At 52.9% G+C, this 25,680-nt stretch carries 24 protein-coding genes; 11 read left to right on the top strand and 13 right to left on the bottom strand.

Annotated elements, in window-relative coordinates:
- Positions 1-33 precede the first annotated feature (33 nt).
- Positions 34-426, bottom strand: coding sequence for a hypothetical protein (locus GO013_RS09055; protein WP_163810320.1), 393 nt, complete (start codon positions 424-426; stop codon positions 34-36).
- 425 nt (positions 427-851) lie between these two features.
- Here GO013_RS09055 and GO013_RS09050 point away from each other — a divergent pair, with 425 nt between their 5' ends.
- Positions 852-2,126, top strand: coding sequence for an IMP cyclohydrolase (locus GO013_RS09050; RefSeq protein WP_163810318.1), 1,275 nt, complete (start codon positions 852-854; stop codon positions 2,124-2,126).
- An 82-nt stretch (positions 2,127-2,208) separates the two neighbouring features.
- Here the strand turns inward: GO013_RS09050 and GO013_RS09045 are convergent, their stop codons facing one another.
- On the bottom strand, positions 2,209-2,478 hold the full coding sequence (locus GO013_RS09045; protein WP_163810316.1) for a SemiSWEET transporter: 270 nt from the start codon (positions 2,476-2,478) through the stop codon (positions 2,209-2,211).
- Between the two features lie 88 nt (positions 2,479-2,566).
- Between GO013_RS09045 and GO013_RS09040 the strand changes: the two genes are divergently transcribed.
- The 3 genes from GO013_RS09040 (at position 2,567) to GO013_RS09030 (ending at position 6,215) form a co-directional block, all read left to right on the top strand.
- The gene (locus GO013_RS09040) at positions 2,567-4,621 is read left to right on the top strand and encodes a ribonuclease catalytic domain-containing protein (protein WP_163810314.1); all 2,055 of its coding nucleotides are present in this window, start codon (positions 2,567-2,569) and stop codon (positions 4,619-4,621) included.
- A 64-nt stretch (positions 4,622-4,685) separates the two neighbouring features.
- Positions 4,686-5,276, top strand: coding sequence for a glycerol-3-phosphate 1-O-acyltransferase PlsY (gene plsY, locus GO013_RS09035; RefSeq protein WP_163810312.1), 591 nt, complete (start codon positions 4,686-4,688; stop codon positions 5,274-5,276).
- Between the two features lie 3 nt (positions 5,277-5,279).
- Positions 5,280-6,215 carry a cation diffusion facilitator family transporter gene (locus GO013_RS09030; RefSeq protein ID WP_163810310.1) on the top strand — a complete coding sequence of 312 codons (936 nt, stop codon included), beginning with the start codon at positions 5,280-5,282 and terminating at the stop codon, positions 6,213-6,215.
- Here the strand turns inward: GO013_RS09030 and hflX are convergent.
- From hflX to GO013_RS09015, 3 genes are all read right to left on the bottom strand, one after another.
- Positions 6,212-7,660 (bottom strand): GTPase HflX, encoded by a 1,449-nt coding sequence (hflX, locus tag GO013_RS09025; RefSeq protein ID WP_343219558.1) that lies wholly within the window; start codon positions 7,658-7,660, stop codon positions 6,212-6,214. The genes GO013_RS09030 and hflX overlap by 4 nt on opposite strands.
- A 564-nt stretch (positions 7,661-8,224) precedes the next feature.
- Positions 8,225-8,821 (bottom strand): IMP cyclohydrolase, encoded by a 597-nt coding sequence (locus tag GO013_RS09020; protein WP_163810450.1) that lies wholly within the window; start codon positions 8,819-8,821, stop codon positions 8,225-8,227.
- Between the two features lie 280 nt (positions 8,822-9,101).
- Positions 9,102-9,659 (bottom strand): tetratricopeptide repeat protein, encoded by a 558-nt coding sequence (locus GO013_RS09015; protein WP_163810308.1) that lies wholly within the window; start codon positions 9,657-9,659, stop codon positions 9,102-9,104.
- Between the two features lie 432 nt (positions 9,660-10,091).
- Between GO013_RS09015 and flgB the strand changes: the two genes are divergently transcribed.
- The 7 genes from flgB to GO013_RS08980 are packed head-to-tail and all read left to right on the top strand — an operon-like array spanning position 10,092 to position 16,001.
- Positions 10,092-10,502, top strand: coding sequence for a flagellar basal body rod protein FlgB (flgB, locus tag GO013_RS09010; protein WP_163810306.1), 411 nt, complete (start codon positions 10,092-10,094; stop codon positions 10,500-10,502).
- 1 nt (position 10,503) lies between these two features.
- Positions 10,504-10,944 carry a flagellar basal body rod protein FlgC gene (gene flgC, locus GO013_RS09005; protein ID WP_163810305.1) on the top strand — a complete coding sequence of 147 codons (441 nt, stop codon included), beginning with the start codon at positions 10,504-10,506 and terminating at the stop codon, positions 10,942-10,944.
- A gap of 20 nt (positions 10,945-10,964) precedes the next feature.
- Positions 10,965-11,294, top strand: a complete 330-nt coding sequence (gene fliE, locus GO013_RS09000) for a flagellar hook-basal body complex protein FliE (RefSeq protein ID WP_163810303.1) — start codon at positions 10,965-10,967, stop codon at positions 11,292-11,294.
- A 52-nt stretch (positions 11,295-11,346) separates the two neighbouring features.
- Entirely contained in the window at positions 11,347-12,942 is a 1,596-nt protein-coding gene (fliF, locus tag GO013_RS08995) for a flagellar basal-body MS-ring/collar protein FliF (RefSeq protein WP_163810301.1), read from the top strand.
- 4 nt (positions 12,943-12,946) lie between these two features.
- Entirely contained in the window at positions 12,947-13,945 is a 999-nt protein-coding gene (gene fliG / locus GO013_RS08990; protein ID WP_163810299.1) for a flagellar motor switch protein FliG, read from the top strand.
- The gene (locus tag GO013_RS08985) at positions 13,932-14,687 is read left to right on the top strand and encodes a FliH/SctL family protein (protein ID WP_163810297.1); all 756 of its coding nucleotides are present in this window, start codon (positions 13,932-13,934) and stop codon (positions 14,685-14,687) included. Before fliG ends, GO013_RS08985 begins: the two co-directional genes overlap by 14 nt.
- Positions 14,688-14,690: 3 nt before the next feature.
- The gene (locus GO013_RS08980) at positions 14,691-16,001 is read left to right on the top strand and encodes a FliI/YscN family ATPase (RefSeq protein WP_163810295.1); all 1,311 of its coding nucleotides are present in this window, start codon (positions 14,691-14,693) and stop codon (positions 15,999-16,001) included.
- A gap of 44 nt (positions 16,002-16,045) precedes the next feature.
- Here the strand turns inward: GO013_RS08980 and GO013_RS08975 are convergent, their stop codons facing one another.
- The 8 genes from GO013_RS08975 to thrS form a co-directional block, all read right to left on the bottom strand.
- Positions 16,046-18,187, bottom strand: coding sequence for an AsmA family protein (locus GO013_RS08975; protein ID WP_163810293.1), 2,142 nt, complete (start codon positions 18,185-18,187; stop codon positions 16,046-16,048).
- 26 nt (positions 18,188-18,213) lie between these two features.
- Complete coding sequence (locus GO013_RS08970; protein ID WP_163810291.1) at positions 18,214-18,522, bottom strand: MerR family transcriptional regulator; 309 nt, start codon at positions 18,520-18,522, stop codon at positions 18,214-18,216.
- Positions 18,523-18,690: 168 nt separating this feature from the next.
- Positions 18,691-21,090 (bottom strand): phenylalanine--tRNA ligase subunit beta, encoded by a 2,400-nt coding sequence (gene pheT, locus GO013_RS08965; RefSeq protein ID WP_163810289.1) that lies wholly within the window; start codon positions 21,088-21,090, stop codon positions 18,691-18,693.
- A 213-nt stretch (positions 21,091-21,303) separates the two neighbouring features.
- Positions 21,304-22,356 (bottom strand): phenylalanine--tRNA ligase subunit alpha, encoded by a 1,053-nt coding sequence (gene pheS / locus GO013_RS08960; protein WP_163810287.1) that lies wholly within the window; start codon positions 22,354-22,356, stop codon positions 21,304-21,306.
- Positions 22,357-22,359: 3 nt separating this feature from the next.
- Positions 22,360-22,713, bottom strand: coding sequence for a 50S ribosomal protein L20 (gene rplT, locus GO013_RS08955; protein ID WP_163810285.1), 354 nt, complete (start codon positions 22,711-22,713; stop codon positions 22,360-22,362).
- Positions 22,714-22,895: 182 nt separating this feature from the next.
- Positions 22,896-23,093, bottom strand: coding sequence for a 50S ribosomal protein L35 (gene rpmI / locus GO013_RS08950; protein WP_163810283.1), 198 nt, complete (start codon positions 23,091-23,093; stop codon positions 22,896-22,898).
- Positions 23,094-23,134: 41 nt separating this feature from the next.
- The gene (gene infC, locus GO013_RS08945; protein WP_163810448.1) at positions 23,135-23,680 is read right to left on the bottom strand and encodes a translation initiation factor IF-3; all 546 of its coding nucleotides are present in this window, start codon (positions 23,678-23,680) and stop codon (positions 23,135-23,137) included.
- Positions 23,664-25,601: a threonine--tRNA ligase gene (gene thrS, locus GO013_RS08940; RefSeq protein WP_163810281.1), complete on the bottom strand. Its 1,938-nt coding sequence runs from the start codon at positions 25,599-25,601 to the stop codon at positions 23,664-23,666. The genes infC and thrS overlap by 17 nt, the downstream gene beginning before the upstream one ends.
- Positions 25,602-25,680 lie beyond the last annotated feature (79 nt).

The following is a 25,680-nucleotide window of genomic DNA, read 5'->3' as shown; positions in this document are numbered from 1 at the left end:
AGTCGTGCGTCTGTCAACTGACAGCACTGGCAATTATGTGTTTTTTTTGGGGGTCAATGTCAGCAACTTCCCCGTGTGACGTTTTTTCCGCTCATCAGCGACCAACTCGGGTCCCGCACCCGACGCTTCGGAATCCGGGGCTGTTCCAGAATGTTCCGGGGAGGTCAACGCGGCAAAATCTATTTCATGCGAGGCTGCGTCCGGCAGACGAGACTGCGCCCAATTGTAATTGAAAAGCTGATTTTTCAGTCGGGTGGATTGAATGAGGTTAAACACGATTACAGATTCTTCCCACCGTTTGGTGGGTTCGAAATGGCGGACCTTTTCCGCATATTTCTCCCAAAGGCTCATGAGTGAAGCCTCGTCAAACGCATTGATCTGACGGGCCAATTTCAACAGCGCCTTTTCCATATAACTTTCAGACATCGATTTTCCTTGATTTGTACAACAGCAAAAGCCGGGATGTTCTCCATACCAAACATCCCACCACACCGCCACGGCAAAGTCATGCCTGTTTTTGCACAAAACAGCCATGACTTTGGCCCCAAAAATCTTTCCTATCCCACTTCAGACCGCTGTTTCCATACCATGCAGTCATACAATCCTTGCGGTCAAGAAACCATCTATAGCCACACACATTTCCATTTAATTGTGCGATTCGCTTCACAATACGCCCGGTTCACACATCCCAGCACCACGATTTTTCCCGTGCGTTCATCACCACCATTCAAGGACAGTTCGTCTCTGAAGAGGATTGACCGATTTCCACGAAGGGCCTTGAACGATTATTGCCCGTCGAAACAAGCTGTGATATGACCGCCCCCTCACATGAGCACAACAGGGAGTTGACAATGAGTGATTTGAAAAAAATGTACCATACCGTGCAGCAGGACCCTTTTCCAGCGGACATGAAACTCACGCTGGGCGACCAGGAATTGGTTTTCAAGAAACGTACTTGGGAAATCGATGGGGAAACCAAGGGTTTGCGGTATGGAGAAAATCCGGACCAACCCGCAGCACTCTACGAACTGGCTGAAGGTCAGCTTGAAGTGGGTGGCGTCAAATTTATCGGACAAGGCCAGGGCCTGGTTTCCGCATTAACCGAGGAGCACATGCTCCAAGCGGGTAAGCACCCCGGCAAGACCAACTTGACCGATGTGGATAACGCGCTGAATATTCTGCAATACCTGTCAGCAAAACCCGCCGCACTCATCCTGAAACACAACAATCCCTGCGGCGCGGCCTGGACCGATGAAGGCATCACCGTTGCCTTGAAGCGCGCCTTTGAGACGGATCGAATCGCCGCTTTCGGCGGTGCGGTTGTCGTGAACCGTCCCATTGATCTGGCCACAGCAGAGCTTATCAATTCCGTCTATTTTGAAGTGGTTGCCGCACCGAAGTTCGATGACGACGCTCTGGCAGAACTCAAAAAACGCAAAAATCTCAGAATCCTGGAAATCCCCGGCATTGCAGAGGTACAAAGTCTGTCCACGATGCCGTTCCTGGATATCAAAGCCCTGTCCGACGGCGGCATCGTCTTGCAGTATTCCTTCCGCAACGCCATTCTCAAGGCCGACGACTTCATTCCGGCCACTGCGGAAAAAGACGGAAATTCTTTTGTTGCCCGTGCTCCGAGCAAGCAGGAAGCTGACGACCTGCTCTTTGCCTGGGCCGTGGAAGCTGGTGTCACTTCGAACTCCGTCCTGTTTGTCAAGGACGGCGTGACCACAGCCATCGGCACCGGCGAACAGGACCGCGTCGGTTGCGTGCTTCTGGCCGTGACAAAGGCATACATCAAGCACTCTGACCTGCTCGCGTCCAAAGAATTGGGGATGTCGCTGTTTGAATTGAAACTGGCAGCCATCAAGGATGCGGACATGAAAGCCAAGCTGACCGACATTGAGAAACGGACAGAAGAGGCCCGTGGTGGCCTGCCCGGTTCCGTGGTGGTCTCTGACGGTTTCTTCCCGTTCCGCGACGGTGTGGATCTGTGTATGGACCAGGGCGTGACAGCCATTGCCCAGCCCGGTGGTTCCATCCGCGACAGCGAAGTCATCACCGCAGTGAACGAGGCCAGCCCGCAGGTGGCCATGGTCTTCACCGGTCAACGTTCCTTCAAACACTAATCCTGTCGTCCACGAATACAGCCAAGGCTTCGTCGAGCAAGACGTTCGGCGAAGCCTTTTTTACGCCCCCACGGCAGGTCTGTTAACGGCGTTTACCAAACAGGAGTTTCATGACAAGAATGGACGCGGTCAGGATAAAACTGACCCCATTGGTAAGGACCAACGCCACGGAGCGCATTGTCAGGCCATAGTACAGCCACAACACAATGCCAAAGCAGAGCAACAGATACATGCGTAGGGAAATATCGTCCACGGACCGGGTTCGCCAGGTCTTGATAACCTGCGGCAAAAAAGAAAACGTGGTACAAAAACCCGCAATCAAGCCAACGATTTCAATGGGTGTGATATTCATGGGTCACTCTTACGCGACCCCACTGACATTGACAATCCTTTCATGATACAATGACGGCTCTTTGACCACAAAAGGCATCGAAAAATATATGGCAAAAAGAACATCCTTCAGCCCGACTCTTCGTCCCGGAACCGTGGTGGAATTCATGCATGGCGATCAGCCGCAACTGGCCTGGGTACTCGAAGAGGCCTCCGGCAAGCTCCGCCTGCTCACCATCAACAAACGCGAAATGAAACTTCCAGAGGCTCGCCTCCTCCCCTGGCACGGACCGATATGCTCACCGGACCTATCCCGGCAGGACATCCAAAATACCCTCAATGACCATCAGGCAACCCGGGGAGAAATCCAGGCCGGACTCGATGTCATGGAACTCTGGGAACTCGCTCAGGGCGAAGTGGATGCAGCCCCCTTGACGTGGTTTGCCGGACTGTTGTGGGAAGAGCCGACCCCTGACCAGTTGGCGGCTTTGGGTCGGGCCATGCTCCAGGCAAAAACCCATTTCAAGTTCCGCCCACCGAATTTCGAAATCTGGTCTGCTGAGAAAGTCGCCTTGAAGATGCACCAAAAAGCCGAGGAAAAGGCCCGGGAAGCGGTCTCCTCTGCCGGACAAGAACTGCTTCGGACCCTCTGGACGGCTCACAGTCAGGGACGCACTCCGCAGATCCCGACCATGGATCAGGAACTCGTGTCCACCCTTGAACAGATTCTCAGGCACAAGGTCGCTGAGACCCTGGATGAGACAGAACAAAAAATCTGGGCGGCCATCAGTAAAGGGTTGCCAGACCAACCACATCTTCCGCTCCTCCTGGCCCAAAGCTGGGGTATACTGCCACGCCACCACAACTATCATCTGGACGAGGCCGAATATGCATGGGGCAATGATTGGTCTGAATCCTTTCTCAATGAAATCAGCGAACTCGAAGAACACTTTTCCAATCAGGCTGCTCCGGCTGAAGTGGATGACTTCATCTCCATCGACGCCAGCACCACCCGCGATATCGACGACGCATTTCGTATTGAAAAAACTGAAACAGGCTATGTCGTTTCCATCGCGTTGGCTCGCCCCGACGCTCACTGGACCTTTGGTTCACCATTGGACAGAGCGGTCCTGCATCGGGCCACCAGTCTGTACCTGCCAGAAGGCACCAGTCACATGCTACCGGAACAACTGGGCACCGGACTGTACAGCCTGATTCAAGGCGAAACCCGTCCGGGCATGATCACCGACTTTACGCTGAGTGATGAAGGCGAACTGCTCTCCGTCACCCCTCGGACGGCCTGGATTTCCGTCAAGGCCAATATCACCTATGAATTCGCTGACGCGGCCATTCGGGACGGCTCTGACGAATCACTGGTTCTGGCCCATGAAGTCGCCGAAAAACTGATCGAACGCCGAATCGCTTCAGGTGCCTGTGTCATCCGCAAGCCCGAACCCATTGTCACCGTCACTGGTGAAGGGCAACAGGCATCAGTGGATATTTCACTCAAGACGCCCAGCCCTCGTTCGGAACTGGTCATCAGTGAATTCATGATTCTGGCCAATTCGGGCCTGGCCTTGTGGGCCAACGAGAACAATGTTCCCTTGCTGTATCGAACGCAGGACATCGCACTGCCTCAGGAGTCAGCCGGCATCTTCACGGAACCGGCAGCCATCCTGCGTGCGGTCAAACTGCTGTTGCCACCGACTCTTGAGACCAATCCCAAGCGACACGCGGCACTGGGTGTTCCGGCTTACGCCCCCATCACCTCCCCCCTGCGCCGCTACACGGATTTCATCAATATGTCCCAAGTCTGCACATTCCTTGCGGACGGCACGCCTCGGCTGGATACGGACACACTGAAAAAACTCATCATTCATCTAAAAATGCGGATTCAGTCCGTAAGCACGGTGCAACGATTCCGTCCCAGATATTGGAAACTCGTGTACCTCGCCAAACAACGGAAAAAATATCAATCAGCGGTACTGGTCGAAGAAGCCGGTCCCATGGCCACCCTTGCCATGCCTCATTTGCAGGTCAATGTCCGTGCACCCAAAAAGATGCTCGGTGACAAGCTCTATCCCGGCCAGCAATTCCAGATCAATTTCACCAAGATCGATCCGCTGAATAACGAAATTCGGCTGGGCGAAGCACTTGAAGAATAACGCACTTTTCATCTGAAAAGAAAATAGCTATACTGAATTGATTGAACTTTCAGGAGAACACATCATGGCATTTATCGTCAGCATACTTATCGCATATATTCTCGGATCAATTCCTTTTGGACTGGTCATCGCCAGGACGCTATGCAGCACCGACCCTCGTGAAGGTGGCAGCAAAAACACCGGCGCAACCAATGTCGCCCGGCTCTGCGGCACCAAATACGGCATCATGACCCTGGTACTGGACGTCCTGAAAGGGATGCTCCCTGTCTTGTTCGCCGCCAATTGGATCGATTCGCACCTTGCCTTGAGCTTCGTTGCACTTGCGGCCATTCTCGGTCATATTTTTTCCTGCTTCATGCACTTCAAAGGCGGCAAGGCCGTGGCCACGACCATCGGCGCGTTTTTTGCGCTGGCACCATGGGCAACCTTCTTTTCTGCGGCTCTGTGTCTCGGCATGGTCGCCTTGACCGGCCATGTTTCCATGGGATCATTGACCGTTGCACTGGCCCTGCCCATCTTCATGGCCCTGACCGGCAATTTCGGGTATGTCCCGGTCGCCCTTATTGTCATGGTTATCCTGTTCTGGCGACACAAGGACAATATCCGCAGACTGGCTCGTGGTGAAGAAAACCCCTGGATCAAACCAAAGGAATAGGAAATGGCCGCCGACTCCCCCAAACGATACGCCATATATTCGATCGGGGCGTCGATTCTGACCCTGGCTCTCAAATTCGGAGCCTGGGCCATGACGGATTCTGTTGGGTTGCTTTCGGACGCCACGGAATCCGTTGTCAATCTCACTGCCGGAGTGCTCGCGCTCACGGCCATCACCATAGCCATGCGCCCGGCGGACGAAGCCCACACCTATGGGCATGGCAAGGCGGAATACTTTTCAAGCGGTATTGAAGGCGCGCTCATCATTGTGGCAGCCTTCGGCATCGGATACGCGGCCATCAGCCGTTTTCTCTCTCCACAAACACTGACAAACCTCGGCCCGGGACTGATTCTTGCTCTGCTCTCTTCCGTGGTCAATTACGCGGTCGCCCGAGTCATGCTCAAGGCGGCGAAACGGTTTGATTCCATTACCCTCGAAGCCGATGCCAAACATCTTTTGACCGATGTCTGGACCTCTATCGGACTGGTCGCGGGACTGGCTGTCATCATTGTCATGCCGGACTGGAAAATTCTTGATCCGATCATCGCGATCATCATGGCCGTAAATATCGTTTTCACCGGCGTCAGCCTGCTCAAACGGTCAATCGGCGGTCTCATGGACGATGCACTTCCCAAAAAAGAACTGGAAATCATTGCCAACGCCATTCGCAGCTACACGGAAAGCGACACCAGTTTTCACGGCCTGCGCACCCGCAAATCCGGCCAGAAACGATTCATCGACTTCCACTTGCTGGTCCCGGGCGATATGTCGGTCAAGGACTCACATGATCTGTGCGGATTTATCGAAGGGCTGATTCAATCCCAACTCGCCCACGCCGAAGTGACCATCCATGTAGAACCGCTTGAATGTCAGACGTCCTACGATGGATGGAAAGTCGGCGGCACCTGCGCGGCCAAACTGGACACAAAAAAAGATTAGTAGCCTTTTCTTTCCCACGGGATACAACGCAACATCGACGCAACCACTGGTTCGAGACTGGCCCGTCTGACGGCCACGGCTGGCAGTCCGTCCGGATACACGTTGTGCATGACTTCCCGCCCTTCGGCATCAAGCTTGTCCCATTTGTTCAACACGAGAATGGACGGGATATCGTCCAGCTCCATCTCATGCAAAATGGACCGCACAGCATCTACCTGCTCCTCGACTTCCGGGTGGGACGCGTCACAAACAAGCACCAGCAAATCCGCTGATTCCAGTTCTTCCAATGTCGCTCGAAATGCCTCTTTCAGATCCGGCGGCAATCGACGAATGAACCCGACCGTATCGGTCAGTACCACCTCCCGCTCCTGCGGGAACCGGATACGACGACTGGTCGGATCAAGGGTGGCGAACAACTTGTCCTCCGCAATGACCTTCGATTGCGTCAACGTGTTCAACAGCGTGGATTTTCCTGCATTGGTGTAGCCCACCAGAGAAATAATCGGCAGCCCGGCCTTGGCACGGCGTTCCCGGGTCTGGGTCCGTCGCTTGCGAACCTGCTTGAGTTCCTTTTTCAACCGGGTCAACCGATCGTTGGCTCGACGGCGATCGATTTCCAACTTGGTCTCACCCGGACCGCGTCCACCGATTCCACCCATCAACCGAGACATGGCCCGGTTTTTTCCCACCAGTCGGGGCAAGGTGTATTTGAGCTGCGCCATCTCCACTTGCAATTTACCAGACCGACTCGTGGCGTGCTGGGCAAAGATATCGAGAATAAGCTGAGTCCGGTCCAGAATCTTCCGTTCCGTGACCTTGGCCAGATTCCGAATCTGCGTGGGTGACAATTCCTGATCGAAAATAATGATCGACGCATTGGCCTGAAGCGCGTGAACTTCCAACTCGGCGAGCTTGCCCTTGCCCATGATGAACTTGGGATTCTGCTTCCGCACGCGCTGAATCATGGTCCCGGCAGCGATCAATCCCGCTGTGTCCGCGAGTTCGGCCAACTCTTCCAAGGAGAGTTCCTGCACCGGACGCGGGGTCTTGTCCACACTGACCAACAACACCCGATTTTCGTCAGATTCCGTGCCTTGTCCTGCCAACTGCCGACTAAATTCGTCTTCCAACGCCTCGACAATATTCCCCAAATCGAGATCAAATCGATCCCATTGCGCGGGGGCATAGAGTTCGTAACTCTTTTCATCAGGGTTGGGTGGCAGCAAATGCGCGGCCTGCACTGCTTCGGGAAAACCTTCCTTCACAGTCAAGGCAGCCACGGAATCAAGCCGCAGAAAAACCATATCCATCAGGTCTTCCTGAGACAGGGATTCATCGGAAAGATGGGTATGCAACAACCGCAAACCACGAAGCCGGCCTGAAGACAATCGCTTGCGTGGAAGTTCGGGAATGTAAATTGATCGATTGTCACCGACCAGCACCATGCCGACCTTGCCCTGGCGATCGATAAGCACGCCCAATTGGCGTCCTGTCTCCGCACTGATTTCCGCCAATTCCCGGGCCTGCTCGTTGGTATAACAGGACGATGTGGGAAATTGCCGTTGATAGAGTCGAGAAAGCCGTTTTATCTGATTGGGTTTCAACCCTTGCAGGTTGCCCTTTGGTTTCTGAGCGATGGTGATACTCCTTGCATCTCTTCGCAATGGCCCCGCCAAAAAGGATTTTCGGCATTGCCTAAATACTTCGAACGCCGAGCAAAACCGAGAATCGACCCAATGAGCACTGCACCTTGGGCCGATTCATGTTTCTGCTCGGCGAAGTTTATAATATTTTCAAACGAAACTCGACACGTTTTCTGACCCGATCAAAATCGAAAGAAAACCTGCGGAATACGACATGGCCGTCTCCCACAATGGCCGCAACCTTTCACTTTCTCTCTTCCTCAAAACCGTAAGGTTTGGGGAAAAAGGTCAGATTCATCGGCGGACAGCCACAGACTGTCCAATGACGAAAATGGCCCGCTCTCGCAAGGCGCATCACGAAACACTCTACGCGTCGTTTTCGCTCAAGTACTTGGTAATCATGGCATCGTACTCACTGACCAACTTGAAGGTCAATGCAGCCATTTCCTTACGGAACGCCAACGAAATGCCGTTGTTTTCCTCGATTTCCTTTTGGACTACCGGGTAATATTTGGGGTCGGGAATCACACAGATGGAATGAAAATTCTTGGCAGTGGCCCGCAACATGGTCGGTCCGCCAATGTCGATCTGCTCGACAGCGGCTTTGAGATCCAGACCTTTGGCCACGGCATCAGCGAAATTATAGAGATTGACGCACACGAGATCAAACGGTTCGATACCGAAATCCCGCAATGTTTCCATGTGTCCTTCGTTGTCCTTGTCGGCCAGGATACCACCATGGATGTGGGGATGCAGCGTCTTCACCCGTCCACCGAGAATTTCCGGAAAATCGGTCACGTCTGACACGGACGTTACCGGCAACCCGGCTTCTTTCAACATTTTCTTGGTGCCTCCGGTGGACACCAGTTCACAGTCATTGTCCGTCAAAAATCGGCCGAATTCGGCGAGTCCAGACTTATCGGTTACAGATAAGATCGCTCGTTTGACAGGTAACACTTTCATCATAAACCTCTCTTCTTGTTTTGAGAGGCTGTGCCAGATTCAAGCCACAAACGCAAGCTTTCACGCACGTGAAAAATCGAACAAAATGGCTACAGAACGCCAAAAAACGCCTATTCGAAAGACAGGGCAGGCCCAAAAGCACGACCGGCAAACTGATATCGAAACAGCGGGTTAAGTAATCCTCTCCTTTCCAACCCGTCCTTCTAGGCCGGTTCTCCGCTCCACCAATCACAAATCATGACGGAACGGAAAACCAAAAGGAGGGAAAACACGACTCGACTTATAACTGATCGAGCATTTCCTTGGCAGCCTCATGGGACGGATCAGCTTCAAGGATCGTCTCCAATTGAACCCGGGCCGCATCTTTCCGATCGAGACACACAAGGCTTCCCGCCAGAGAATACCGCACTTCAAATTTGTCCGGATCGATTTCAAGATACGCTTCCAGGTAAGGCACGATCTTTTCCAAACGCTGCAATTCATGTCCCAACCGAACAAGACTAAACAAGGCGACCATATTTTCCGGATTCCGGGTTATGGCCTCAGTGAACAGGGAATACGCTTCCTCAGTTTCACCCTTCTCAAGCCGGATAAGCCCGATGCCGGAAAGACTCTTGTCGGACGGCTCGATGGAATGCGCCTTCTCGTACATGGTCATGGCGTCTTCGAGTTGTCCGCGTTGAACGGCAACGGTCGCCAGCCCAAGATAGGGATCAGGATGCACCCCATTGGAACTCACCGCTTTGTTGTAATACTCTTCCGCTTTGTCCAGCTCACCCATGAATAGGTAGCATTCACCAAGCTCTTTATTTATTTCGTAGTCCAAATGGCCACTCATAATGTTCCCTCCATTTCTCCTTTACCCGACAAACAGGGTGAAAAAATATACACGGTCACAGCTGACCGCATTTGATTTAGCAATGCTTGTGCCAAAATCAGTCTTCAAGAAGCTCCAAAATCACATAAATACAATATAAACTTTTGTAAATACTGATTTTATAGAGACTAAACACCCTTATTTCATTTTCAACGCCCATTCGACGCGCCCACCCGGACGGAAGAATCTGCCCCGACAGCAACCGAAAAAAGAACCACCCAAGCCAACGACAAGGCCCCCTCCACCCTCTACGACGTGTGTGTACAATAAATATTCTTTTATTTCAATATGTTATTTGTTTGGAACGAGAGTTGCTTATCTCTTTGCGAACCTGACGGAAAAACATGCCTGTCAGGAAATAGAACATCACAGGGAATGCAGGAGGAGCAAGGCATGAGACAGCTTTTTGAACGACATATTCAATTGACAGGGAAGGTCATGGACCTTCAACTGCAACGTCAAAATCTCGTCACCGGCAACATCGCCAACCTCAACACCCCGGGGTACAAAGCCCGGTCCATCGAATTCGAGGACAAATTGCAAAAGGCCCTCAATCAGGACGCTCTCGGCAAAATGACCCGCACCTCGGAGGCACACCTTCCCGCGACATTCAACCCGGACGGATTCGTCGGCGACGGTTTGAAGGATTTCAAGGCTCGTGAAATTTACGGGCAGGATTCAGTCGATCTGGACAAGGAAATGGCCACCAACGCCAAAAACACCATGCGGTACAACGCCTTGGCCATGGTCATCAAAAAGAATTTCAATGGTATGGGTAAAGTCATAATGGACGGAGCGAAGTAATATGGATTTAATGACAGCAATGGACATCAGCGCATCCGGCCTCAAGGCCCAGCGTGCCCAGCTGAATGTCATCTCAATGAACATGGCGAATATTCGAACCACCAAGACCGAAGACGGTGGTCCCTACCAACGCAAATCCGTGTCGTTCGAGGCTTCTCCCGTCTACTCACCATTTGCCCAGGAAATGCACAATCAACTCAATCGTGACCTGAAAGGCGTCAAGGTCCTTGGCGTCACTGCTGATCAACGACCTTTCAAGCAGGTCTTCGAACCGCATCACCCTGACGCGAATGAGCAGGGATATGTGACGTACCCAGATATCAACGTGGTTGAAGAAATGACCAACATGATGCAGACCATGCGCGGCTACGAAGCCAATGTGCAGTCCATTCAGGCTGCGAAACGCATGTTCCAGAAAGCCCTGCAAATCGGCTTGGGTTAAGCCTGAAGGAGTATTGAATTATGGTTGTCAAAAGTGTCGCGATCAACGCCTATCAAAATGCCATGGGTTCCCGTCTCAAGACGGTCAACAACACTGTCACCAACAGTCTGAAAAAACCACAGGAACCAGCCAAGGCATTCAATGACACACTCAAGGAATCTCTGAATACGGTCAATGACCTCCAGACAGATAAAAAAGTGATGATCGAAGAATTCGCAACCGGCAAAAGCCAGAATGTTCATGAGCTGATGATCTCCATGCAAAAAGCCAGCATGGCCATGCAGATGACCGGCGCGGTGCGAAACAAGATCATGCAGTCCTATAAAGAAATCATGCAGATGCCCTTCTAAGCGGACATCACTCGTCAGATAACGAAAACGCTCAATCTATTGGAGAGAGACAATGCCTCCGTTTGTTGCCGAATATTGGTCAAAAGCCTCCGGGTTCTGGAATGACCGTTCCATGTCCCAACGTATCCTCATCAGTGGTCTGGCCGCTTCAGTGGTGATCGCCTTTGCGCTCATGATCTACTGGATGAACAAGCCTGACTACCGGATATTAATGACCAATCTCTACCCTGAGGACGCATCCAGGGTCGTGGGCATGTTGCAGGCTGCCAAAGAAGACTACGTCCTTGAAAACAACGGCAAGACCATCAAGGTCCCCGTTGATCGAGTCTACGAGCTCAGACTCAAGGTCGCCGGAGAAGGCAACCTGCATGGTCAAGGTATTGGTTTCGAAATTTTCGATGAAGTCCAGATTGGACAAACCGACTTTGTCCAGCACATCAATTACCAGCGTGCCCTGCAAGGGGAGTTGGCCCGAACCATCACAGAATTTCCCATGGTGCTCAAAGCCCGCGTCCATCTGGTCATTCCCCAGAAGTCGCTGTTCATTGAGGATCAGACCGCACCGTCCGCATCCATCGTGCTCCAGTTGAAAGACAGCGGGCAACTCGAATCAGATGAAGTCCAGGGGATTGTCAATCTGGTCTCCATGGCTGTGGAAGGCTTGGAATCAAAATATATTACGGTTACGGACATGAAAGGCCGTCCGCTGTACACGCCGAGCGACGAATCGTCTGGCCTGTCCCTGTCCAGCGCGCAAATGCTGCATAAGGCCGACGTGGAAGCCCTGATGCAACGCCGCATCATCGAACTGCTCGGCCCGGCGGTCGGACCGGACAAGGTCATCGCCCGCGTCAATGCGGACCTCGATTTCAGTCAACGCACTGTCCATAAGGAAGTCTATGATCCGGATGGCGCAGTGGTTCGTTCCGAGACAACCAGTGAGGAATCCACTGCCGGTGCCGCATCTCTGGCCGGAGGCGAACCCGATGCGAACTTCCGGGGCGACGGTTTTTCCGGCACCCGCACCACCCAGGACTCCACCCGAGAGACCAAAACAACCAACTTTGAAATCAACAAACAGGAAGAAAATATCATCACGCCTGTCGGGCAGTTGAAACGCCTGACTGTCGCGGTTATCGTGGACGGCACTTGGGTGACCAATGCTGAAACAGGCGAATCGACCTATACTCCCAGATCAGCTGAAGAACTCGCCCGCATCCAAACCCTGATCGCCAATGCCGTCGGTTTTGACAGTGCTCGCGGCGACACCATCGAAGTGAGTAACATCTCCTTTGGCGAACCAGAACTCTATGATGGCGACTCACTCATGCGGACCATGCTGGAATATGCCCAGCGTCTGGGCAAACCATTTCTCAACGGATTGTTGATCTTCCTCTTCCTCATTTTGGTTGTCCGCCCGGTCGTCATGGCCCTGATTCGACCCCGTGTGGCTGAGCAGGAAATCGAGGAAATGGCCGGACTCCCCGGTGCCGAACGGTTGGCCCTTGAAGAGGAAGAAGTGGACGAAGAAGCTCTGGATACAACTCGACGCTTGGAAAATGCCAAGAATCACGCTATCGAATTGTCCGACGACAATCTTGACCAGGCAGTGCATCTGCTCAAAACCTGGCTGACCCAGGAGGCATAAACCCATGGCAGATTTTTCAGGACCACAGAAAACGGCCATCGTGCTGCTCGCTCTTGGCGAGAAATTCACGGCGGAAGTCTTCAAACGAATGGAACGGAATGAGATAGCAGCCGTTTCCAAAGCCATGCTCGAAACCGATTCCGTTCCCAAGGAAGAAGTGCTCGACGTCCTCAAGGAATACAACGAGGCATTGGCCTACGGCGCCGAACTGCTGGTGGGTGGTCCTGAGCAGGTCAAACGATTACTGACAAAATCACTCGATGCGGAAACTGCCAAATATATCATGGATTCTCTGGATCTGGATACCGGTCCCACACCGTTCCAGGAATTGGAAAATGTCAGTCCGCGCATTCTGGCCCAGATCTTACGCAACGAGCATCCGCAGACATTGGCCCTCATTCTCGGCCATCTCCACCCGGATCAGGCTGCGGAATTGATCCAGAATCTCCCGGCAGGCGTTCGAGCCGAAGTGCTCATGCGTCTGGCAAAACTCGAAGCCGTGGCCGAAGAAATGCTCATGGAAGTGGACAAAGTGCTGCAAAGCCAGTTGATCGCCATGGGCGGCAAAGAAGGCAAGAAAGTCGGTGGTGTCAATTCCGTGGCAGAAATTCTCAATGCCGTGGACCGCAACACCGAAGAGGAAGTGCTCTCGGAAATCGAAGAAGAATCCACACAGATGGCCGAAGATATTCGCAATCTCATGTTCGTTTTCGAGGACGTCAAGGGCATCGACGACATCGCCATTCGCGAGCTGCTCAAAGAGGTTTCCAACGAGGATCTCACCGTCGCTCTCAAGGGAGCTTCTCAAGATCTCCGCGACAAGTTCTTCAAGAATCTGTCGGAACGTGCTTCGGCAATGATCAAGGAAGACTTGGAAATCATGCCGCCCAAGAAGCTGTCTGAAGTCGAAGCAGCCCAGCAATCAATCGTCAAAACCGTCCGCCGTTTGGAGGACGAGGGCAAAATAGCCATCAGTCGAGGTGGAAGTGATGTCTTTATCTAATAACGCCAATCACAACAGGCCAAATTTGACCGGCAAGGTCCTTGTCGGCATTGATACTCCCGGGCCGAATGAAGTAACGATTCAGGAGCTGGAAGGCAAACGGCAATTGCTCTGGGATGAAGCGACCAACATCGAGTACATGCAGCGCGTCAAGAAAAAGGCCATGGAAGAGGCCAAAAAAATCAAGATGCTTGCAGAGTTGGAAGCCGAAGCCCTCCGGGCGACATCCCGACATGAAGGGTATGCCGAAGGTCTTGCCCAGGCTCAGGAAGATGTAGCTCGACACATTGAGGCCATCTCGACGCAGGGAGAAGCCCTGCTTGCGCAACTCGGCGCACAAGGTACCACAATTTTCGAAGACCGCCGTCAAGACATCGTCAAGCTCATTTCGCTGACGGTCGAAAAAACGCTCAAAATCGAACTGGACCAGAAGCGACAGGCTTCACTGGAAGCATTAATGGGTGAGGCGTTGGAACGCATTGACTCTCAGCGTCAAATTACTGTCAGGTGTCATCCTGATGATATCGAAGGGTTGGACGAATATCTCAAGACCATTCAGGACCGCAATCCAGCCCTGAAATATTGGACCACCAAAGGAGATCCGTCCATCCAGTCAGGAGGAGTTGTCGTCGAAGGTGCCAATGGAAAGGTGGACAACACCATCGATACTCGTTGGGCCAATGTTGAACCCCTTTTCGCCCAATTGGCCGAACAGGTCACGGCCAACGACACCGAAGGCTGATTCATGACCAATCATTCCAGATTCGGATTGCTCGAAAAACTCGACCCCTGTCAAACATTCGGCAAGGTGACCAAGGTTGTGGGTCTCATCGCTGAGGGGCACGGAATCAAGGCCCCCCTTGGGTCGGTCTGTTATCTTCTCCCGCCCGAAAGTCGGCCTATCCCGGCGGAAGTTGTGGGATTTCGCGATGGAGCCTGCCTGTTCATGCCCTACTCGGACATGCGGGGCATCGGTCCCGGTTCCCTGATCCAGAACGCGGCCACACCACCCCATATTCCTGTGGGTACTGCGTTGCTCGGACGAGCCATTGACGCTTTTGGCACCCCCATGGACGGCCTTGGAATTATCGATGCGGAAACATACGCCCCGTTGCACAACGAACCACCGAACCCGTTGGAACGCCCTCGAATCAATGAACCGCTGGATGTCGGCATCCGCTCTGTCAACGCCTTGCTGACACTGGGCAAAGGCCAGCGTGTCGGCATCATGGCAGGGTCCGGCGTGGGTAAATCCACTACACTCGGCATGATGGCACGGTCCACAAAGGCGGATATCAATGTCATCGCGCTGGTGGGCGAACGTGGTAGGGAAGTCGTGGAATTCATGGAACGCGACCTCGGTCCCGAAGGCATGGCCCGAAGTGTGCTGATCGTGGCGACCTCGGACAAAAGCCCGCTGATCCGAATGCGAGCGGCCTACGCAGCCACTGCCGTGGCAGAATATTTTCGAGATCAGGGAAATGATGTCCTCCTCATGATGGACTCGGTGACCCGTTTCGCCATGGCTGCCCGCGAGGTGGGACTGGCCGCTGGAGAACCGCCGACCCGAGGTGGATATACTCCCAGTGTTTTCGCTCAATTACCGCAACTTCTGGAACGAGCCGGTAAAAATCGAAAAGGGTCAATTACCGGCATCTACACCGTGCTCGTTGACGGTGACGACTTCACCGAACCCATTGCCGACTCCACACGATCCATCCTTGACGGGCACATCGTGTTGACCCGGGAACTGGCCGATCTTGGCCATTACCCGGCCATCGACGTCCTCAAATCTGTCAGTCGTCTGCGAAGCGACATCACCTCAAAAGAAGTACAAACAGATGGTCGCACCCTGCTGCGGCACATGGCGACCTTCAAGAAAGTGGAAGATATGGTCAATATCGGAGCGTATCAAAAAGGGGCCAACCCGGAAGTGGATACCGCCATCGCCATGATCGGTCCCATCAATCAGTTCCTCCGGCAACAGACCACAGAAAAAGAAACGCTGAACGGCGCATTTAAGGGAATGCACGAACTGGTCGGAACCAATCACTAATCGCCTGATAGATTGACTCTTTTTCTCACACGCACAGATGCAGCCTAAAAAATACCCAAGAATTTTTTCCTACGCGGAGATTTTTCCGAAGTGGACTCATCTTCACAACATGTTTCATCCAAGGCAGATCCGACCTCTTTGATGGCACTGGTCACCCCGCCAAGCACACTGCCCACCACACCGATAACTGTTCCGCCCAAGGCCTTGACGTATTCCGTCACCGACACCCAATAGTGCGGATTCTCCACCGTTCCAGTGACATGGATGGGGACAAGAACACCGAAAAGGTCATCCGAACCTTTCCCGCCCTGCCCCGTGGCCTGGGGGACCAGCTTTGCCTTGACGATATAATCAATTTCATGCGTCACCAGCGAAACCGCACCGTGCCCATTCGCACGCAGTCCGGGAGCCACGACTTCGAGATCTTCATTGACCAAGACACCATTGGTCAAGACGCCCGTCCCCTTGATTGTCCCGAATCGGGTCGAATCGGTTGCAGCGGCTTCAACCCGCCCTCCCTGCGACTTCCGATCATGGGTTTCACGGGCCATTCTCACCATATTCACTCCGGGAAACACCCCGTCCTTCAAAAAAAATCCAACGGTCCCATTCACCGTCCGTCGCATATCCGTGACCCGCTCACCACGCCATGTCAGGTCCGCATTGAAATCCGCGATACCGGCTAGTTGAGAACCTTCATCCGCATCCCGACTGAGTGCGCCGATATCCACGGAATCGACCGCAACAGTCACTGCCGCACTGGGCGTTTTTTCGACAACCGAAACCGTCCCATCCAAGGTGATCGACCCGCCATATGTCTGGGCCGAAGCGGGTGAAAGCCGGACCACGCCATCCTTACCTTTCAAATGTGCGATCACAGATTCAAAATAAACCCCGGCTAGCTTCAACTTTGCGACCTTGGCTTCGATATCCACATCAAGCTTTCGAAGAAGGGCTGGTCGAATCATCACGGCATCATGACCCGACGAAGAGAGATCGACAGTTGCAGACTTCGTCTCATCCTGAACAGGCATATATTTATCCAAATCCAGCGTGCCCACATCCAATCGCATAAAACACGTTGGCCACACTGCGCCACGTTCAATCCGTGCGTTGCCGACAATTCGAGTGCCATCAACCGTTGCTTTCAGGGTTTTGATATCAATACGCCCAGGAACAAATGCAAAGTCAACCATCCCGCCCACATCGGTCAAAGCGATTTTGTCCACGATCGGGAAAAGCTTTTTCCCAAGAGCGGCCAGCGTCTTTTTCACATCAAATGGATCGACCTTCACAACGCCAGACGCAGCGGTCATATCCTGCGTTATGCCCTCGAATGTCCCGTCAACGCGGACCGTTGCGCCATACGCTGATATTTTCAACCCAGTGACCTGAGCGCGCTCCCGATTGAAATCAAGAGCCAAAAAATTGAACTCGGCCCGCGCGTCAAGTGTCCCACCAGGCAAGGCCTTCCCCTTCGCACTGAGTTGTACGCCCATATCCAGATGACCGTATTCACGATTGACGAAATCGATGGAAGATTTTCCGGAAATCTTCACTGTTCCCTGTGCATCTGGCCGCGAACACGCAAATTTCAACGAAACATCAACGGGAAACACCGCCCCTTGCGCGATTTTTCCGGTGGAAACATCCAACCCGCGCACCACAAACTGCGTGTCGGTATATCGATCATCCCACACCAGACTGCCATTGGTCACGGAAAGCCCGGCCACCTCGAGCGAAAACGGCTCTTCCGTGTCACTGGATTCAGTCGGAACCTGCCGTCCCACGAGGTCTTCCCAATTGGTTGTCCCATCAGCGGCCCGCCCCATATTCAACACCAACTCGTCCAAGACCAATTGACCGAATTTGACCTTGCCCATCAGCAATGGCGCAATTCGGACAGACACTGAGGCTGAGGCGACCCGGATCATGGGTTCAGGACCGAAATCCGCTGTGTTGCTCAAACTCACATCCGTCATTCGGATGCCAAGATTCGGGAACACCAAAAGATTGAGATCACCCTCAAAGGTCAGGGTGCGCCCGGTTTCGTCCAACACGATCCGCGAAATGCGGTCCTTATAGTCATTGGGATCGACAACTGAAATGAAAACGACCGCAGCCATCAGGAATAAAGCGACACACAAACCAATTGAAAATACACTGTATTTCAAAGCCTTATTCATTTGGCCTCCAGTCTGATCGTTGCCGCCTATGTGTTCAGAATCCTTTTGATGGCAAGAAGCTCATCCCGAATTTCCGTCAGGATGTCACTCTGTTCAAGGCTGTGCATTTTGCGTTTGGCCCCATCGATCGTCAGCCCTTCATCATAAAGCAACCGTTTGATTTCCCTGATAACATCTAAATTCTCTTCCGTATACAGACGTTGGCCGCTTTCGGTCCTGATGGGGGTGATTTCATCGAACTCACTTTCCCAGAATCGCAACACATACGTCTTGACGCCAAGTTCCCGGGCCGCTTCGCCAATTCTGTATCGTTTGAAATCCTGCAAGTCTTCCATCCTTTTTTTCTACCAAATCCACCCGCTCGCATCAATACGTTTAGAAACATGGGGTAAAATAGGCCCAAAAAGGCACCCACCATCCATGCTCAGCATCACGTATCGTCCGAAGAATGTAAAAAAAGCCCTGCTCCACAGATGGAACAGGGCTTTCACGAGAATCTTCAATTAGAAATGAATCGGCAAGCTCTTTTCCAAGGCAGCGAGCACTTTCTTGTGCTCTTTGTCCACCTGCTTGTCTTTCAAGGTCTTGGTCGGCGAACGGTATGTCAGACGGAAAGACAAATTTCGTTCCTCTTCCTGCCCATCCGGCACATATTCAGCAACCAGTTCGACCGACTCCATGAGTTTGACACCGGCGTCTTCAATGACCGACTGAATAGCATCGGCACCCAACGACATCGGTCCGATAACCGTCACATCACGACGACTCGGCGGGAAAACCGGCAGCGGTACAAACTGAATCGCCTGAGCTTCCGTCATCTCCCGCAGTTCATCCAGATCAAAGTCTGCCAGCCAGACTTCCTTCCGGGCATGATAGTAATCGGCGATATCTTCCTTGACCCGACCAATCAGGCCAATCGGCAAATCATTGACCGTCACTTGCACACACGGTTCCAGATAGGCATGGTTTTCGACAACAGAAAACTGTGGAGCTTCCAATTTCAAGTGGTTGACCACCAGATGCTCCATGTGCCCCTTGATATCGAGATAATCTGCGTTCGCATCGCCCCAAGGCCATTCATTGGCATGACGAGGGCCGTACAACAACACGCCCAAACGGGTGTGTTCCGACGTCTCGGTCTCGGATTCGCTGTCAGTCACAAATTTTTTGGCCACTTCAAAAAGACGAATGTGATTGTTGCCCTGCGCCAAGTTGTTTTTCAATGTGTTCAACAACCCGGGAGCCAGATCGGTCCGCATGACATTCTGATCTTCACTGAGCGGATTGGCGATAAATACCCGGCCTTCTTCAGGCAGGTTAAGTCGATCCAGGTCATCAGACCCGACAAAACTGTAGTTCACGGCTTCATTCAATCCAATGCCGGAACCCCACGTCTTGATGGTCTTGATAAAGGCATACTCGGTCCCACCGGAAACAGTCTCAAGGGATTTTGCCACACGAGGCAGTACTGCGGGAATCTGATCCAGACCAAAAACACGGCCCACTTCCTCGTACAAGTCAACTTCACGCTCAAGGTCAAGACGACAGGAAGGCGAAGAAACCGTCCAGTTTTCAGGATTGGAATCGTCAACCACACATCCTTCGCCTTCAAAAACCTTCTTGGCAAATTCCGGTTCAAGGTCCAACCCGAGCAGGGACATGCACCGTGCATGACGATAGCCATGCTGGCGATCGGTCCACGGGGTCGGCTCGTTGGTCGCAACGCCGGACATGACGGCTCCGCCCGATGTCTCGGCCATAAGCTGTGCCGCACGATCCTGACAGAATCGGGTCAACTGCTGATCCACACCCCGTTCAAAACGGTAGGAAGCATCAGACGGCAATGCCAAACGACGAGCGGTCTTGCGAACTGTTCCGGGACGGAAGACAGCGGATTCCAACAAAACATTGGTGGAAGTCGGTTGCATCTCGGAATTGATCCCGCCCATGACACCGGCCAGGGCAACAGGCTTCTTGCCATCCCAGATCAACAGGTCATTTGCGGTCAAGGTCCGTTCCACCTCGTCAAGCGTGGTGAACTTCATCCCGTCTTCTGCCGAAGCGACGCGAATCGTCGCGTCTTCGATCGTGTCCAGATCAAACGCGTGCAGCGGCTGCCCCAGCTCCAACATGATGTAATTGGTCACGTCAACGATATTGGAAATGGGACGCTGGCCCAAAGCGAGCAGCTTGAACCGCATCCAGTCCGGAGATTTGCGCGTCTCGACACCACGAATGATCCGGGCATGATACGCCGGGCACAACGCGGGATCGTCGATCAAAATTTTCACGGCATCAGCGGCGTTGCCTCCCGCCTCAACCAAATTCAACTCCGGCATGGTCAACGGCAGGTCAAAAGCCAGTGCGGTTTCACGGGCAAATCCGAGAATGGACAAACAATCGGCCCGGTTCGGCGTGATGTCGAAATCAAAGACAACCCGTTCCAAATTCAGCGCATCCACCAAGTGATCACCCACGGTCAGGGAATCGTCCAACATCCAGATACCATCATGGTCGTCGGAAAATCCAAGTTCCCGCTCGGAACAAATCATGCCAAACGACTTGATGCCCCGCAACTTGGCTTTCTTGATTTTCATTCCCTCAGGCATCACCGTGCCGACAGTGGCAACAGGGACTTTCTGCCCCTTGCCGACGTTGGGCGCGCCGCACACGATGGTCAGTGTCTCGGGACCACCGACATCCACAGTGCAAACCGACAGTTTCTCGGCCTCGGGGTGCTTTTCACACTCCACGACATGCCCGACCACGATATCCTTGATATTCTCGAATGGATCAGTGATCCCTTCCAGTTCAAGGCCCAACATGGTGAGCTTGTCACCCAGAACCTGAATGTCGCCCTCATAGGGGACGAACTCACGCAACCAATTAAGACTGACTAACATTGAATGCCTCCGGCGGCTGGGGAAAAGAGGAAAAAAGGCACCGCAAGCAGCACGTCATCGCTCTTTCTCCCAGACCTCAGCCCATCACTCCATTGCTCGCGAAGACTGGCAACAGATTGGGACAGTGGTCTGTTTATCGTAATGAATCCATGGATTCAGTATGTCAAAAAAGGACGGCACAGGGCCTGTGCCCCGTGTCGCCACTCCAAATATCTACGCGAATTGTTCCAGAAAACGGACATCGTTTTCAAAGAACATGCGCAGGTCACCGATACCGTATTTCAACATGGCGATACGCTCAATGCCCACGCCAAAAGCGAAACCGGTAAATATCTCGGGATCATAGCCCACAGACTTGAAAACATTGGGATCAACCATGCCACAGCCCAGAATCTCGACCCAGCCGGTGCCTTTGCACACCCGGCAGGGAGCGCCGTCTTTTTCACCTTTTCCACCACACATGACGCACGAGATATCAACCTCGGCAGAGGGTTCGGTAAAGGGGAAAAAGCTCGGACGAAAACGGACATCGGTCTGTGACCCGAAAAGCTGTCGAACAAAGACAGTCAAGGTGCCACGCAAATCCGCCATGGACACATTCTTGTCAACCAGCAATCCTTCGATCTGATGAAACATCGGTGTGTGGGTGAGGTCGGAATCGCGACGATAGACCTTGCCCGGAGCGATCACAGCCACCGGCGGCTCCTGCTTGAGCATGGAGCGAATCTGCATCCCGGAGGTATGCGTGCGCAGCACGATTTTGTCCGAAACATACAGGGTGTCCTGCATGTCACGAGCCGGATGCTCGGGAGGCATGTTAAGTGCCTCGAAATTGTGCCAATCATTCTCGACTTCCGGCCCGGCGGCATGTTCAAAGCCCAATCCTGTCAGGACGGAACACACTTCATCCATAACCAGTGTCACCGGATGCAGTGATCCTGCCCACGGCTTGCGTCCCGGCATGGAGGGGTCAAATTTCGACAACACATCAGAGGCTTCAGCAGAATGAAGGTCGGCTTCCCATGCATCAAACAAAGCGGTAATGGCTTGTTTGACCGTGTTGGCCTTCTGCCCGGCTTGAGGTTTTTCCGAATTGTCAAGCTTGCCAAGCTGGCCCATGATTTGAGCGAGCTTGCCCTTGCGGCCCAGGAACTCAATGCGGAGTTCCTCCAGTTCCTTTAACGAACAAGCCTGGCCCTTGCGAGATTCGCAATCCTGGGCCAGGCTGTCGAGTCCTTCCAGGAAGGACTTCAAATCATTACTCACAATTTAGCTCACTTTGGCTTTTGCTGCCTCTGCGATTTTGGCGAACACTTCAGGATCGCGCACTGCCATATCAGCCAGAACCTTACGGTTCAGCTCGATGCCGGCCAGCTTGAGACCATTCATCAAACGGCTGTAAGACAGGCCGTTGAGACGGGCGGCGGCATTGATGCGAATGATCCACAATTTGCGGAATTCGCGTTTCTTGCGTTTACGGTCGCGGTATGCGTTGCTCAGAGCTTTTTCGACACGCTCACGAGCGGTACGGTACAGGCGGCTGCCTGCTCCACGATAGCCCTTGGCCATCTTCAGATATTTTTTGTGACGCCTCTTGGCGGCCACTCCGCGCTTTACTCTCATGGTAAAACCTCCATCGCTTACTTACCTCCCGGGCCGGACGGACTCCCCCGACGAGGCGGATTGCTTTAAATGTTTCGGACAATCAACGGGCATCTCGACTGAGCCGAACTGACGCTACGTGTGAATCGGGGCCATTCCCCGACTCTCTTTGAACGCGGCCAGCAGGCGCATCAGGCGGATTGCTAGCCGTTGGGCAACTGACGACGTACAGCCTTCATGTTGGCGGTGTCCACAGTAGTGGACTGGCCCAAACGACGCTTCCTCTTGGCATTCTTCTTGGTCAGAATGTGCCTGAGGTTTTTGCGACGACGCTTGAACTTGCCAGTAGCGGTCTTGGAAAACCGCTTCGCAGCTGCGCGGCGAGTTTTGATCTTAGGCATAGGTGTATCCTCCTAAAAGGGAACAAGTCCCCTATGAGTCTCTATTTTTTCACGGGAGCAAGCATCATTGTCATGGTCCGTCCTTCTGACATGGGCTTGCTCTCGACTTTAGCGATATCCTGCGTATCCTCCACAACCCGGTCAAGCATCATCAGCCCGCGGTCCTTGTGGACGATCTCCCGTCCCCGGAAGAAAATGGTCACTTTACAGCGATCACCTGCAGCAAGGAATTTAACAATTTTTTTGAGCTTGGTCTGGTAATCGTGCTCATCGGTTTTGGGCCGGAACTTGACTTCCTTGATCTTGATTACGGTCTGTTTCTTCTTCGCTTCCTGCAACTTTTTCTGTTGCTGGTACTTGAATTTACCATAATCCATGATCTTGCAGACAGGCGGATCGGCGTTCGGCGCGACCTCCACCAGATCAAGCCCTTTTTCACGAGCGCGTTCTAAAGCGTCGCGAGTTGCCAGTACGCCCAACTGCTCACCGTCTTCATCCACAACTCGTACCTTAGGGATACGAATTCTGTCGTTTCGCCGGACCTCGTCTTTCCGCTGGTCGCGGCGGTAGTTACCCCGAAAAGCTATAGCTCATTCCTCCTGTTTCGAAAGGCGCTTTCGCAGCATCAAGAATCATCTGCGCAGCCTCCTCCAATGGAACCATCCCGGGGTCTTCTCCGTCTCGTGAACGAATATTGACACACCCGGCCTCAACCTCTTTATCACCGATTACCAACATATACGGGATTTTCTCAACTTGAGCTTCCCGAATCTTGTAGCCAAGCTTCTCGTTGCGGGTGTCGGATTCAATTCGAATCCCTTTCGCCGCAAACAAAGCCTTTGCTTTATTCACAAAATCTAATTGCGCATCTGTTACGTTCAAAAGACGCGCTTGTTCCGGTGCCAGCCACACAGGATAAGCTCCTGCGCAGTGTTCCGTCAAGACACCAATGAACCGTTCAATGGAGCCAAGCATGGCTCGATGGATCATGACCGGTCGATGTCGTTCACCGTCCTCGCCGACATATACTATGTCAAAGCGCTCTGGCAAGGTGAAATCCACCTGAATTGTTCCACACTGCCAAGAACGTCCAATGGAGTCCCGCAGGTGGAAGTCAATTTTGGGACCATAAAATGCGCCGTCACCTTCGTTGATGGCGTATTCCATACCCGATTCGTTCAAGGCCTCTCGCAAGGCTTCGGTCGAAACGTCCCAGTCCTCATCGGACCCGATGGATTTTTCAGGACGGGTGGACAGTTCCACGTCAAACTCATAGTTGAACAGGGAATAAATGTCCTGATAAAATTTGATAAGATCCAAAATTTCTGAGGAGATTTGATCAGGCCGACAAATCAGGTGAGCATCGTCCTGCGTGAATGTCCGGACTCGCATCAGTCCGTGCAGCACGCCGGATTTCTCATGGCGGTGGACAACGCCCAATTCAAAATACCTTTGGGGCAGATCGCGATAACTCATGATTTTCCGTTTGTAGATCATCATGTGTGCCAGGCAGTTCATGGGCTTGATGCCATACGCCTGATCGTCGATCTCCGTAAAATACATATTTTCGCGGTAATTTTCATAGTGACCGGACTTTTCCCACATCTCGCGTTTGAGAATGAGCGGTCCCTGCACCAGATCATAGCCGCGCTTCAAATGTTCCTTGCGCTCGAAATCTTCAAGGATGGTCCGCAGCAACATGCCTTTTGGATGCCACAGAGGCATACCGGGACCAACTTCATCGTTGAATGAAAAAAGATCGAGCTGCTTGCCAAGTTTGCGGTGATCACGTTTCTTGGCTTCTTCCAGCCGGAACAGATGTTTCTTCAACGCCTTGGGATCCTGCCAGGCAGTACCGTAAATCCGCTGAAGCTGCTTGTTCTTCTCGTCACCACGCCAGTAAGCACCGGCCACGGACAACAGCTTGAACGCCTTGATCATGCCGGTCCGGGCAACGTGAGGTCCACGGCACAAGTCCGTGAACTCGCCCTGCGTGTAGATGGAAAATTCATCGACACCCAAGTCGTCCATGATTTCAGGCTTGTAGTCCTCGCCCTTTTCGGAAAAGAACTTTTTCGCCTCATCCTTTGACATGGTGGACCGAACAAATGGCTTGTTGGCTCCGACAGAACTGAGCATTTCCTTTTCGATCGCCTCCAGATCTTCCGGAGTGAACGGACGCTCATAGTCGAAGTCATAATAGAATCCGTCTTGAATAGCCGGACCAATGGTCACCTTGGCTGAAGGAAACAGCTTTTTGACGGCCTCGGCCATGAGGTGGGCTGCGGAGTGACGGATAATGGCAAGCCCCTCTTCGCTCTCGGCAAAGACGGGCTCGATGGTCGAACAGGTCGTCGGCACGGTAGTTGACATATCCAAAAGTGCCTCACCGCACTTGGCGGCAACGACTTTCTTGAATTGTTTTTTGGACAGGCCCTGTTCCAGGGCATCGGCACATGTTGCGCCGTCAGCCAATTCAACCGGTTTACCAGTGACTTCGATCTGCACTACGTCTTCTCCTTGTCCGGAAACATTGCCGGACCCTGTTAACGAAAAAAGGGAGGCTAGACAGCCTCCCTTTGGGGAT

It is taken from the genome of Pseudodesulfovibrio sp. JC047 (assembly GCF_010468615.1).
GTDB lineage: Bacteria > Desulfobacterota > Desulfovibrionia > Desulfovibrionales > Desulfovibrionaceae > Pseudodesulfovibrio.
The sequence above is the reverse complement of the archived record's forward strand: the minus strand, read 5'-3'. Positions and strand labels throughout refer to the sequence as shown.